This window comes from Allokutzneria albata (assembly GCF_900103775.1).
Taxonomy (GTDB): Bacteria; Actinomycetota; Actinomycetes; order Mycobacteriales; family Pseudonocardiaceae; genus Allokutzneria; species Allokutzneria albata.
This window is the reverse complement of sequence record NZ_LT629701.1, coordinates 7,116,585-7,129,051: the sequence shown is the minus strand read 5'-3', so window position 1 is coordinate 7,129,051 and position 12,467 is coordinate 7,116,585. Positions and strand designations below refer to the sequence as shown.

Sequence of the window (12,467 nt, the reverse complement as noted above, 5' to 3'; positions counted from 1 at the left end):
CCAAGATCACTCCACCTCGGGCGAATCCCGAACCCCGAATGACTCATCCGGTGCGCGAGCGGGGTGGGGTGGGGATGGCGGTGAGGAGGGCGAAGAGGGCGGCGAAGGCCTGGACGAGCAGCAGGATGTCCCGTGAACCGGTGGCGACCTCGACCCGCACCTCGACCTCCCGGCCCGGCAGGGTGAGCGCGACCTGGCCGCCCCACGCCCGGGTCGGGTTCGCCGGTTCGCCGTCGATCGAAGCCCGCCAGCCGGGCTCGTCGGTCGCCGCCAGCACGAGCAGCCTCGCCTCGGCCCCCGGGGACACGCGCACCGCGACCGCGGGCGGTCCGCCGGGCACCGGAGCCACCCCGGCCAGCTCCTCCGGCGGCGGCGTCGTGGACCGCGCGATCACGCCGACGTCGGGGGGCAGCAGGACCGCGGGCGGCTGCACGCGGAGCAGCCGGAGCACGGGCTTGCCGTCGGAGCGCGCCGGGACCGTCGCCACGAGGTCCGCGGCGAACACCCTGACCCGGTTCGCCGTCTCCTCATCGGGCAGCACCACGAATCGCACCCCGGCCGCGGCCGCGCGGGACACCGCCGTCCGCACGGCGGGCTGGTCGTAGCTCGTGAAGTCGGCGGCCAGCGCGGGCGCGCGGTCGGTGCGCAACCGGAGCGCGGAGTCGCCGAAGAGCGGCGAGCGGCCCCGCACCAGCCACGGCCGCTCCCCGACGATCAACTGCCAGGACGAGGTCGCCGCCAGCTCAGCTGCCTGGTTCTTGCCGAGCTGAGCTTCCTCGCCCGCCCGCAGCGGTCCCTCGCGCCCCACCACGAGCGCACCTGCCGCGAGCCAGAGCAGCACGACCGGCGCGGCGAACGCGAGCGGACGCGGACGGTCTCCGTAGGCCACCGCGACGAGCACGACCCACAGCAGGCCGCAGCCGACGACGAGCAGCGCGGCGCCCGGCCACCCCGGCACCGCGACCGCGGCGACGGCGCCGACCACCACGAGACCGAAGCCCGGCAGCACTTCGCGACGCGGGCACGCCACGACGGCGATCAGCACCGCCGCCAGGACGGCGAAACCCACCCATGGCGTGCCGCCCGGCCCTCCGGGGTTCAGCGCGGCGAGCGAGAGCACCGAAGCGGGCGGACCGCTCGGTACCAGCACCTCGGGGTGCTGCACGACGACGGCGGGCCACGGCAGCAGCAAACCCAGCGGCAGCAAGACGATCGCGACCAAGGGCGTCACGCTGCGACCCATCACCACGAACGCGATCACCGCGACGACCAGCACCAACAGGTGGGTCAGCGGCGAGAACGCGCCGATCACCGCCAGGCCGAGCGCGGTACCGGAGGCCACCGACAGCCAGGACCCGGTCGCCGGTCTCACCGCGGCAGCCACTCCTGCCAGCACGAGTGGCAGAAACACGTGCACCACAACGACTTCGAGCCTGCCCTGCGCGGTGGCGGCGGTCGCGGCGGGCAGCAACGCGTACCCCGCAGCGGCGACGGCACGAACCCACCGCGCCACGGGCAGGCGGCGCGTCGCGAGATAGCCGGACAGCGCGGCCAGGGGCAGGTCCGCCAGCAGCAACACCGCCGCGGCGGCAGCCGGACCGCCGAGCAGCACGCCGAGCGAACCCAGCACCGCGAGCGCCGGGGTCGCCGAGGCCGTGGTGCCCCCGCCGACGCCGTGCCAGCTCGCCAGGTACTCCATCCACGTCCGCGCGAGATCACCGACCGGCAGCAGCTCGCCGCCGGAGAGAACTCCGCCCACACGGGCGGAGTGGATCACCAGGGCGAGCAGGGCCATGACCGCGACGAGCAGGACCGCCGGGGACAGCAGCAGTTCGCGCACCACCCGGGCGCGGTCGACCTCGACCACCACCAGCTCGGGCGCGGGACGGGGCGCGGCCGCCGCGGCGGCGCGGGGCCGGGGGCTCGGGCGGAACGCGGCGGGCTCGGGGACCTCGACGACCACGGCCCTCGCCGGGCGGCGCAGGCCAGCGGCCAGGCGCGGTGGCCGGCCCCGGCGCCCGAGGGCTCCCGCGGGCAGAGCAGGCGGGCCGACCTGGGCCGACGGCGTCCACGTGGGCAGGCGATCGGCCTTGGCCGGCAACCGGCCGAGCGCGGCGTCGGCACGCAGCCTGTTGCGCAGGAACCGGGTCAGGCCGCCGCGACCGGTGTTGCGCAGCCGGGTCAGCCGCGAGGTGAACAGTCCGCGAACATCGCGCGCGTCGGGATCGCGGTACAAACGCCGTTCACGGCGAGCCGCCAGCAGCCCGGCCCGCCCGGTGAGCAACCGGGCCGTCGCGCCCAGTTCCGCCCGCGCTGAGGAAAACTGCCGCAGCAAGGCGAATCCGATTCCCCGCAGCAACCCGAGAATCGCCAACCGGGGCAGCCCGAGCACAAACGACAGCATCGAGCTGTTGACCAGAACCGTGCGCAGACCGTGTTCCCTGCGTGCCCGTAAAGCGAGGAAAGTTCGAGACAGTCCGGAATTCCGGTCCAGCGCGTCCAGCGAGCGATTGCCCTTCGTCGCCGCCATCGCGTGCCGGATTCGCGCGGCGGGCACGACGATCACCACGTAACCCGCGAGGTTCGCCCGCCAGCCGAAATCGATGTCGTCGCCGAACAACGGCAGCGCCTCGTCGAATCCGTGCAACTTCTGCCAGACCTCGCGGCGCACCAGCGCGCCCGCCGAGGACACCGCGAGCGCCTCGGTGTTCTGCTCGATCCAGACGCCGACCGTTCCCGGCTCGCCGTAGCGGCCCCAGTCCAGCTCGGTGGGCCCGAGGCCGGTCTGCCGGTGGCCGGAGGAGTCAGTGGAGACCCCCGCCTCCACCACCAGCCGCGGATCCGTCCACTCCAGACAGAGCGGGCCGAGCACCGCCGCGGACGGGGACACCTCGGCGACGGTGAGCAGCGCGGCGAGGCAGTCCGGCTCCGGCGCGCAGTCGTCGTGCAGCAGCCAGATCCACTGCCCGGGATCGCCCCAGCGCTGCAGCGCGGCGGTCACCGCGGCCGCTGTCGCCGCGCTGAAACCGGTTTCCCTCGGCAGGGTAAGAACTCCGTCGAGAGTCTTGTCCACCCCGGTGCACGCGGCGCGCAGCGTTTCCGCCGTGCCGTCGACGGAACCGGTGTCCACGGCCAGGATGTGCCGCGGCCGCAGCGTGAGCGCGCGCAGTGCGGCGAGCGCCTCGTCCAGCCAGGGATCGGCGTCGTGGCAGACCAGAACGGCGAGCACCGGCGCGGTCCGCAGCAACGGCGTCCCGGAGAAACCCGTGCTCACGGGCACCCGCGATCCGCGAGTGCCCACCGCGTCACCACCGCCACCGCGTGGCCTCCGATCGCCGAACGTGACCCCGAGTGCTTCCGGGGTCACGGTACGACGTCAGTGCGGTCCGGCCGTCAGGCGGTCAGCCCGTCGACGGTGCCGTCCAACAGGATCACGTCGTCCGGCCGTTTTTTGAGCTTGCGCCGTTCGCGCTCGGACAGACCGCCCCAGATGCCGAAGCGTTCGTCGTGCGCGAGGGCGTATTCCAGGCATTCCGACCGGACGGCGCAGCCGCCGCAGATGCGCTTGGCCTCACGGGTGGAACCGCCCTTCTCGGGGAAGAACGCCTCCGGATCCGTTTGCGCGCACAGCGCTTCTTCCTGCCAGTCGAACTCGTCATCGTCGGTGTCGAACAGCTCGGCGATGACGCCCAGCCCCGTGGCCGCGGCATCCCCTCGCGGTCCCACGCGGTTCCCTTCGTCTTTCATCACGTCCGCCTCCTCGCCTTCCGCTCCCCGGTTGGCGGACCCATTCGCCCTCTCTCCCGGCGAATGACACCAATGTGATTACACCCGTGTGATGCAAGGGGGTCAAGCCAAGTACACACGACGGGGGACCCCCCATGCGGCTGGAAAGCGCCGCGCGGGCACGGGCAGACTGGCCTGGTGATCCGACAAGCGGTACGACCGAGCCCCCTGTTCCTGCTCATCCTGGCGATCACTGTTGTCGGCTGCTTCCTGTCTACTGTGGACAACAAGGTCGTCATGACCATCGGCATCGTGCTCACGGTTCTTGGGGGGTGGACGGCCTCTTTGTGCCTGCACGAGTTCGGGCACGCGATCTTCGCCTACCGCGGCGGTGACCACTCGGTGGTGTTCAAGGGCTACCTCACCCTGGACCCGCGTCGCTACACCGATCCAGTGCTCAGCCTGCTGCTGCCGTTGCTCTTCCTGGCCATCGGCGGGGTCCCCCTGCCGGGCGGCGCGGTCTGGGTCAACCGCCACGCGCTGCGCAACAAGGGCGCCGAGTCCGCAGTTTCCCTTGCCGGGCCACTGGCAAACCTCGGGATCGGAATCCTGCTCGTCCTGGCCGTCGCGATCACCCAACCGGCGGTGGGACTGGCCGCCGCGCTGTCCTACCTGGCGCTGCTCCAGGTGATGGCGTTCGTGCTGAACATCCTGCCGGTCCCCGGCCTCGACGGGTACGGCGCGATCGAGCCCTACCTGCCGTACCGCTACCAGGAGATGGGCGCCAAGGCCCGCCAGTGGGCGCCGCTGGTCCTGTTCGCGGTGCTGATCGGAATTCCGGCGATCAACACGGCGTTCCACAGCGTGTCCGGGGGTCTGCTCGAGCTCGTCGGCGGGAACTCCGACGCCGCGTACACCGGGCAGTACCTGTTCATGTTCTGGCGCTGACCCCGGCGCCAGCTGTCGCGCGTGCGAGGATGGCCATCCGTGAAGGTCGTTGTGCTGGTCGGTGGTGTTGGCGGAGCCCGCTTCCTGCTGGGGGTGAAGGCCGCGCTCGGCATGCCCGCCATTGGGGAGGCCGAGTCGCCGCACCAGGTGACCGCGCTGGTCAACACCGGTGACGACGTCTGGATGCACGGGCTGCGCATCTGCCCCGACCTGGACACCTGCATGTACACCCTGGGCGGGGGCATCGACTCCGAGCGGGGCTGGGGCCGGGCCGGGGAGAGCTGGACGGTCAAGGAGGAACTGGCCGCCTACGGCGCGGACCCGACCTGGTTCGGGCTCGGCGACCGGGACGTCGCGACCCATCTGATCCGATCCAGGATGCTGCGCGCGGGTTTCCCGCTCTCCGAGGTGACCGCGGCCCTGTGCGACCGCTGGCGGCCGGGCGTGACCCTGCTGCCCGCAAGTGACGACCGGGTCGAGACGCACGTGGCGATCGACGACCCGGACTCCGGTGAGCGCCGCGCCGTGCACTTCCAGGAGTGGTGGGTGCGCTACCGCGCGTCGTTGCCCGCGCACGCGATCGTCGCGGTGGGCGCCGAGGAGGCCAAGCCCGCTCCCGGTGTGCTGGACGCGATCGCGGAGGCCGACGTGGTGCTGCTCGCCCCGTCGAACCCGGTGGTCAGCGTCGGCACCGTGCTGGCGGTGCCCGGGATCAGGGCCGCGCTGCGCGAGGGCAAGGCGCCGGTGATCGGGATCTCCCCCATCATCGACGGCAAGCCGCTGCGGGGCATGGCCGACGCCTGCCTCACCGCGATCGGCGTCGAGACCACCGCGCAGGCCGTCGGCAGGCACTACGGCTCCCGCACGGCCTCCGACGACGGCCTGCTGGACGGCTGGCTGGTGCACACCGGCGACAGCGCGGACGTGCCCGGGGTGCGGGTGGTGTCCGCTCCGATGCTCATGACCGATGTCGACGCCACCGCGGCCATGGTCGCCGAGGCGTTCTCTCTCGCGGGAGTGTCAGCGTGACCGAACCCACGCCGCAGGCCGACCACGCTTCGCCCAAGGTCGAAGTGCTTGTCGTCGAAGGGCTTCCGGAGTTCCGCCCGGGCGATGACCTGCTCGGCGCGATCACCTCGGCGGCCCCGTGGCTGCGCGACGGCGACGTGCTGGTGGTGACCAGCAAGGTCGTGTCCAAAGTGGAGGGACGACTGGTCGCGGCGCCCAGCGACAGGGAGGGGCGCGAGACACTGCGCCGCGAGCTGGTCCGGGCCGAGTCCGACGCCGTCGTCGCGCGCTTCCGCAACACGTTGATCACCAGGAACCGGCTGGGCATCATCCAGGCCGCGTCCGGGGTGGACGCCTCCAACGTCGCCGGTGACGAGATCGCGCTGCTGCCGGAGAACCCGGACGCCTCGGCGGCGGCCCTGCGCGCGGGCGTCAAGGAGCTGCTCGGCGTCGACGTGGCCGTGGTGATCACCGACACGATGGGCCGGACGTGGCGGGTCGGGCAGACCGACGTGGCGATCGGCTCCGCGGGCCTGCCGGTGCTGCACGGCTACCAGGGCAAGGTCGACGCGCAGGGCAACGAACTCGCGGTGACCTCGATCGCCATCGCCGACGAGCTGGCCGCGGCGGGCGACCTGGTCAAGGGCAAGCTCGGCGGGAACCCGGTCGCCGTGGTCCGCGGTCTGTCCTATGTGGACGACGGGACGACCGCGCGGGACCTGTTGCGGCCGCTGGAGGAGGACCTGTTCCGGCTGGGCACCGATCTGGCCATCGCGCAGGGCCGCCGGGAGGCCGTGCTGACGCGGCGCTCCGTGCGCTTCTACGACCACGACCGCCCGGTCGACGCCGACGCGGTCCGCAGGGCCGTCGCGGCCGCGCTCACCGCGCCCGCCCCCCACCACACCCGCCCCGTCCGCTTCGTGTGGGTGCGCGACCGCGCGCTGCGGGCGAAACTGCTCGACGCGATGCGCGAGGCGTGGCAGGCCGACCTCACCGGCGACGGACTGAGCCCGGAGCGCATCGAGCGCCGCGTGCAGCGGGGCCGGATCCTGTACGAGGCGCCGGAGATCGTGCTCCCGTTCCTCGTCCGCGACGGCGCGCACTCCTATCCGGACGCGCGCAGGAGCGAGGCGGAGCGGACGATGTTCACCGTCGCCGGAGGAGCCGCCGTGCAGGGCCTGCTGGTGGCGCTGGCCGCAGAGGAACTGGGCTCCTGCTGGGTTTCCTCGACGATCTTCTGCCCCGACGTGGTGCGGGGCGTGCTCGACCTGCCCGGGGACTGGGAGCCGCTCGGCGGCGTCGCGGTCGGGCATCCACTGGACGGCGATCCGAGCCCGCGCCCGCCGCGCGAGCTCGCGGAAGGACTGGTCGAACTGTGAGCACGCTGCACGCGGACGTCGTTCGCCGGTTGACCGACTGGGAACCGCAGGATCACGGGCAGCAGTCGGTCAAGCACGCGATCCTCGCCTTCCTGGCCGCGCGCCCCGACGCGTGCGAACGTGCTTGCGCACCAGGGCACATCACCGCGTCTGCGGTGGTACTGGACGCGACGGCGGACCACGTGCTGCTGACGCTGCACCCGCGCGTCGGCCGCTGGGTCCAGCTCGGCGGGCACTGCGAACCGGAGGACTCCACGCTCGTCGAGGCCGCGCTCCGGGAGGCCACCGAGGAGTCCGGGATCCGTGGCTTGACCATCGATCCGCGCCCGGTGCACATCGAGGTGCACCCGATCACCTGCTCGCTCGGCGTGCCGACGCGGCACCTGGACGTGCGGTTCGTGGTGCGCGCTCCCGTCGGCGCGAAGCCGGTGCGCAGCGCGGAGTCGGTGGACCTGCAGTGGTGGCCGGTCGACGAGCTCCCGTCCGATGTGGACTCGATCCCGGACCTGGTGCGCCGCGCGCTGGCGATGCGCTGAGCGGGCGGGGCCACGCACCCCTGGGGTGGCACGTGGCCCCGTTCCCCCTACCTGGTGCAGCTGATCACCACGTTGGCGTGCCAGAACCCGATGCTGATCTGCGCCGAGTCGGTGTGCACGGTCACGCACTGCGCGGTGGGGACGTACCCCGCGATCGCCGCGTGCCTGCGCGCCATGTCGAGCGCGTTGTTGATGGCGCGCTTCTTGTCCGAGCCGTAGTCACTGGCGTGGAAGTTCTGCGTCTCCGCAACGACAACAGCAGCCGCCTTCGCGCCGGGACGCGTGCAGCTGATCACGGCCGAGCCGTCGTAGCCCCCGCTGACCGGCAGGTACGAGGTGCGCACCACCGAACACTGCGAGCGGGAGAACCCGGCCCACGACGCGCGGTTGTACGCCGCGGCCAGCGCACCCTCGATCGCCAGTCCCGGCGTGCGGCCGATCTGACGGCCGTCGAAGAGCCGCGTCTCCGCGATGCCCGGGCCCGGCTGGGCATCGGCGGCCGCGACGGCGGGAACAGCGGAAAAGGCAAGCGCGCCAAGGACCGCGGCGCCGAGGAAGAGCTTCTTCACGGATGAATCCCCCTAAACTCAGATGTCCCATGATCCCCCGACCATCCATCTCAGCTTATGCCTTCTGTCAACGGAGACGAATGGCTGTAGCATCTGCATCCATCTGGGCTCATGGACTCGGGGAGGGATCGATGGCGGAGACCGCGCCGGCCGGGCCGCTGGCCGAGAAGATCGACCACCTGTTCCGCGTGGTCCGCAGGCCGAACGGGGAGCAGCACAGCCACGAGGAGGTGGCGCGTGCCTGCCGCGAGGCGACCGGGGAGTCCTTCTCCGCGACCTACCTGTGGCAGCTGCGCACCGGCAGGCGGGACAACCCGACGAAGCGCCACCTGGAGGCGCTGGCCGAGTTCTTCCAGGTGCCGGCCGCCTACTTCTTCGACGACGAGCAGGGCGCGGCGATCGCCAAGGAGCTCGACCTGCTCGGCGCCTTGCGCAACAACGCGATCCGGCAGATGGCGCTGCGTGCTGTCAACCTCTCGGAGGAGGGCCTTGGCACGGTGAACGACATCATCGATGCTATCGAGCGCCGGGAGGCCCAACGCGGCACCTGAGCCAGGGGGAGGGCTGAGTTCCGCATGCGGTCAAGGGAATCCGCGCTGTGGCGCACGTGCAGGCGCGTCGTCGACGGGCTGGCGCTGCCCGATCCGTTCGACGTCCGGGTATTCGTGGAAACCCTTGCCGCGCAACGGGGTCGGCCGATCGAGCTGGTGCGGCTCGCTTCACGGCCGTCCACGCCGTGCGGTCTGCTGGCGGCGACTGACCGGGCCGACTACATCTTCTACGCGGCCGACACCAGCGCGCTGCACCAGGAGCACATCCTCGTGCACGAGCTCGGTCACCTGCTGTGCGGCCACGCGGGCGAGGAGGTCGTGGACGACTCGGTCGCGGCGGTGCTGATGCCGAACCTGTCCCCCGACCTGGTGCGCCGTGTGCTCGGCAGGACCTCCTACGACGAGGAGAAGGAGCAGGAGGCAGAGCTGTTCGCGTCGCTCGTGCTGCACCGCGCACGCCGGGCGCGCCACCGGGTGCAGGGGCTCGGCGGACTGGAGTCGATCTTCGAGGGGCGGCGTGGTGGCGCTTGAGTTCCACCTACCGGCCTGTGCGCTCATCGTGGCCGTCGTGGTGCGCAAGGTCGTGGTCACCCGCGGCCGGCCGACCGCCCCAGGCCTGCGCCACCTCCTGCTGTTCCTGATGTGGCTCGCGGTCAGCCTCGTGGTGCTGGCACCGGAGACCGAGCGGTTGATCGTGTCGGTGCAGCCGATGCCCAACACCGCGCGTCTGATGGGGAACTTCGCCCAGCTGCTCGCGGTCTACCACATGACCGGCATCGCGTACTCGCCGCGTGCGGAGCACCCACCGCGCGTCCTCCGCACGCTCCTTGTCGCGACCCTGACACTGCTGACGTTCCTGATGTCCTTCTCCGGCAAGGACTTCTCGAAGAGCATCTTCGTCGCCGCCATGTCCAACCCCGCATTGATCGCGTACGGCCTGGTGTTCTTGTTGTACGCCACCGGTTGTATCGCCGTGTTCGTCCGCGTGATCAGCCACCACGCACGGCAGTGCGAGCCCGGCCTGTTCCGGTCCGGACTGGTGACGATCGTCGCCGCGGCGGTGTGCAGCGCGCTCTGGGGCGCATGGTCGGCGCTGCAACCTTTGCTGATGCTGGGTTTCGACCTGTCACCGTCGTTGCGCGCACCGGTGGACCGCGCGCTCGGAGTGCTTTCGGTGCTGCTGTGGTTGATCGGTTCGACCATGGCGTGGTGGAACAAGGTGCTGCGCCGCGTGGCGGCCTACCGGGGTTATCACGCGATCGCTCCACTGTGGACAGAGCTGACTACCGCGCTCCCCCGCATCACGTTGACCTCCCGGAGCAGGTTGCCCCGTGACGTGGAGTTCGCCCTGTACCGCAGGATCATCGAGATCAGGGACGGCGATCTCGCCCTGCGCCCGTACGTGCCGCCACGGGTCGGCGAATGGGTGCACGAGGCCGCTCCGGACGTGGACGCGCGGGAGCTGGCCGTGCTGGTGGAGGCTTCCTCGATCGCGGCGGCCCTGGTGTCGCACGAGGCCGAGCACCAGTGGGGCGAGCTCCAGCGGGCCCCGCACCAGGACGATCCGTGCGTCGAGTCCGAAACCGCTTGGCTGGCCTCGGTTTCCCGGGCGTTCACGGACTCACCGGTGGTCGCGGAGATCCGCGAGCGGACCACGCTGGAGCTTCAGAACGCCCGGTAGTCGCGCGGCGAGTACCTCGGCCCGAACCTGGGGCGCCGCACCCCCGCGCCCTCCAGGTAGCGGATTGCCCGCTGCCGTTGCGGCGCATAGGGTTCGAGCAACTCGTGCAACTGCGCGTCGTCGATGTCGTGGCCCAGCAACGCCCAGCCGACGACCTTCGCGAGGTGGAAGTCACCGAAGCTGACCGCGTCCGGGTCGCCCCACGCCCGCTGCGCCACCTCGGCCGCGGTCCAGACGCCGATGCCCGGAATCCGCCGGAGCAGGTCTCTTCCTCGAACACCACGGAGTTCGGCCGCCCGTTCGAGCCGGTCCGCCACCGAGGCGGCGGCCAACAGCGCGCGGCGACGGGCCCCGTCGAGCCCGGCGCGGTGCCACTCCCAGTCGGGGATAGCGCGCACGCGCTCCGGCGTCGGCGGCGCGGACATCCTCTCCGGCACGGGTCCGGGGGCGGGCTCACCGAAGCGGGTGCACAGCTCGCGCCAGGTCCGCCACGCCTCCTTGCCGGTGACCTTCTGCTCCAGGATCGCGGGCACCAGGGCGTCCCAGACGCGCCTGGTCGAGCCCAGCCGCAGGTCCGGCCGCAACGCCCGCGCTTCGGCGACGAGCCGGTGGTGCGCGACGAACCCGCTGTCGTCGTCGGAAGCGCCGAGCAGATCGGGCAGGCCGTCGATCACCCACTCCGCCCCGGGCCCCCATGCCCGCGCCCGCACGTGCGCCCCCGCGCGGCGGACCGCGAGGGTGGCCGTCCCGGCCGGGGTCGTGCAGGCCCGCCAGACCGTTCCGCGCGCGTCGAGCTTCCACGCCGGATCGCCGTTGCCGCGCCGGTGCGGGCGCAGCACCACGACGGGATCCACCTCGAACCCCGGCAGCCACTCCGTCTCGACCGCACCCGCAGCACGCACCCGCAGCACGCTACCCGCAGAGTTTGTAAAGAAGATTGCCGAAGGCGTCGGCGGGGGGCGATAGTCGGGCGATGCGACGTTCAATCAGAGCACTGGTCACCACGTTGCTCGTGGCCGGTTCGCTTTCCCTGCCCGCGACCGCCAACGCCGCCGTTTCCGACGGCGCCGTCTTCAACAACCCGCACGTCGCGGGGCAACAGCGCGCGATCGTCGACCACCTGCGCTCCCTGATCAGGGGTGCGGCCGCCGGCTCGACCATCTCCATCGCGATCTACCACTTCAACGACGGCGGGGTGGTGAACGACCTCGTCGCCGCGCGGGACCGCGGGGTGAAGGTGCACATGGTGATCGACAGCAAGCACTCCGCGAAGCCCGCCGCCGTCGACATCGTCAAGAAGCTCGGCACGGACCGCTCGAAGCCGTCCTGGGTCCTGGTGTGCACCAAGGGCCGCGCGTGCATCGGCGACCTCGGCACGCCGATCATGCACAACAAGTTCTTCCTGTTCTCCGATACGTCGGGGGCGAAGAACGTCGTCGTGCAGGGTTCGGCGAACCTGACGCCGACCAACACGACGAAGATGTGGAACAACGCGGTGACCCTCGTCGGGAACACCGGGCTCTACACCTCGTACCTGCGCTACTTCAACGACCTGGTGGCGCAGAAGAAGAACAACAACTACTTCCGCTCCGACGTCAGCGGCAACGCGAAGACCTACTTCTTCCCGCGCGCGAGCGGCGACACCATCCCCAACGCGCTCGACAACGTCGGCTGCGCCGACAACACGACCATCCGGATCGCGATGTGGAACTTCAGCCGCGACGGCATCGCCGCCAAGCTCCGCGAGCTGGCCGGGAAGAAGTGCCGGGTCGAGGTCATCTACACCAAACTCGACGCGGGCAGCCACGGGCACCTGGACAACCACCCGCGGATCACGTTGAAGAAGATCCCCGGCGACTTCATCGTGCACTCGAAGTACATGCTGATCGAGGGCACCTACGCCAACCAGAAGAACAGCAAGTGGGTGTTCACCGGCAGCCACAACTACACCAACGCGGCGCTCCGCGAGAACGACGAGGCACTGCTGCGCCTGCACTCCGCCGCCATCCACGACCAGTACCGCGCCAACTTCGCCAAGATGAAGGCGTCCTGACCCGCGGCTTTACGGG

General features: G+C 71.3%; 12 protein-coding genes. 8 read left to right on the top strand and 4 right to left on the bottom strand.

Going from position 1 to position 12,467, the window contains the following annotated elements:
• Nucleotides 1–43: 43 nt before the first annotated feature.
• Nucleotides 44–3,301: a glycosyltransferase family 2 protein gene (locus BLT28_RS32680; RefSeq protein WP_231950503.1), complete on the bottom strand. Its 3,258-nt coding sequence runs from the start codon at nt 3,299–3,301 to the stop codon at nt 44–46.
• Nucleotides 3,302–3,393: 92 nt separating this feature from the next.
• Nucleotides 3,394–3,747 carry a WhiB family transcriptional regulator gene (locus BLT28_RS32675; protein ID WP_052406760.1) on the bottom strand — a complete coding sequence of 118 codons (354 nt, stop codon included), beginning with the start codon at nt 3,745–3,747 and terminating at the stop codon, nt 3,394–3,396.
• 177 nt (nt 3,748–3,924) lie between these two features.
• Between BLT28_RS32675 and BLT28_RS32670 the strand changes: the two genes are divergently transcribed.
• The 4 genes from BLT28_RS32670 to BLT28_RS32655 are packed head-to-tail and all read left to right on the top strand — an operon-like array spanning nt 3,925 to nt 7,597.
• Entirely contained in the window at nt 3,925–4,674 is a 750-nt protein-coding gene (locus BLT28_RS32670) for a site-2 protease family protein (RefSeq protein ID WP_030426820.1), read from the top strand.
• Nucleotides 4,675–4,713: 39 nt separating this feature from the next.
• Nucleotides 4,714–5,703 (top strand): 2-phospho-L-lactate transferase, encoded by a 990-nt coding sequence (gene cofD, locus BLT28_RS32665; RefSeq protein WP_030426821.1) that lies wholly within the window; start codon nt 4,714–4,716, stop codon nt 5,701–5,703.
• Entirely contained in the window at nt 5,700–7,061 is a 1,362-nt protein-coding gene (locus BLT28_RS32660) for a coenzyme F420-0:L-glutamate ligase (protein ID WP_030426822.1), read from the top strand. Before cofD ends, BLT28_RS32660 begins: the two co-directional genes overlap by 4 nt.
• Entirely contained in the window at nt 7,058–7,597 is a 540-nt protein-coding gene (locus BLT28_RS32655) for an NUDIX hydrolase (protein WP_030426823.1), read from the top strand. The genes BLT28_RS32660 and BLT28_RS32655 overlap by 4 nt, the downstream gene beginning before the upstream one ends.
• A 47-nt stretch (nt 7,598–7,644) precedes the next feature.
• On the opposite strand, the gene BLT28_RS32650 is transcribed toward BLT28_RS32655, so the two are convergent.
• Nucleotides 7,645–8,166: a hypothetical protein gene (locus BLT28_RS32650; RefSeq protein ID WP_030426824.1), complete on the bottom strand. Its 522-nt coding sequence runs from the start codon at nt 8,164–8,166 to the stop codon at nt 7,645–7,647.
• A 131-nt stretch (nt 8,167–8,297) separates the two neighbouring features.
• On the opposite strand from BLT28_RS32650, the gene BLT28_RS32645 reads away from it, so the two are divergent.
• Genes BLT28_RS32645 through BLT28_RS32635 form a run of 3 tightly spaced genes read left to right on the top strand, consistent with a single transcriptional unit; the run spans nt 8,298 to nt 10,398 of the window.
• Nucleotides 8,298–8,717, top strand: coding sequence for a helix-turn-helix domain-containing protein (locus tag BLT28_RS32645; protein ID WP_030426825.1), 420 nt, complete (start codon nt 8,298–8,300; stop codon nt 8,715–8,717).
• A 24-nt stretch (nt 8,718–8,741) separates the two neighbouring features.
• Nucleotides 8,742–9,248: an ImmA/IrrE family metallo-endopeptidase gene (locus BLT28_RS32640; protein ID WP_030426826.1), complete on the top strand. Its 507-nt coding sequence runs from the start codon at nt 8,742–8,744 to the stop codon at nt 9,246–9,248.
• The gene (locus tag BLT28_RS32635) at nt 9,238–10,398 is read left to right on the top strand and encodes an MAB_1171c family putative transporter (RefSeq protein WP_156050413.1); all 1,161 of its coding nucleotides are present in this window, start codon (nt 9,238–9,240) and stop codon (nt 10,396–10,398) included. Before BLT28_RS32640 ends, BLT28_RS32635 begins: the two co-directional genes overlap by 11 nt.
• Here BLT28_RS32635 and BLT28_RS32630 read toward each other — a convergent pair.
• Nucleotides 10,383–11,300: a DNA-3-methyladenine glycosylase family protein gene (locus BLT28_RS32630; RefSeq protein WP_030426828.1), complete on the bottom strand. Its 918-nt coding sequence runs from the start codon at nt 11,298–11,300 to the stop codon at nt 10,383–10,385. The two genes, BLT28_RS32635 and BLT28_RS32630, sit on opposite strands and share 16 nt — an antisense overlap.
• Before the next feature lie 71 nt (nt 11,301–11,371).
• Here BLT28_RS32630 and BLT28_RS32625 point away from each other — a divergent pair, with 71 nt between their 5' ends.
• The gene (locus tag BLT28_RS32625; RefSeq protein WP_081899946.1) at nt 11,372–12,451 is read left to right on the top strand and encodes a phospholipase D-like domain-containing protein; all 1,080 of its coding nucleotides are present in this window, start codon (nt 11,372–11,374) and stop codon (nt 12,449–12,451) included.
• Nucleotides 12,452–12,467: the final 16 nt, after the last annotated feature.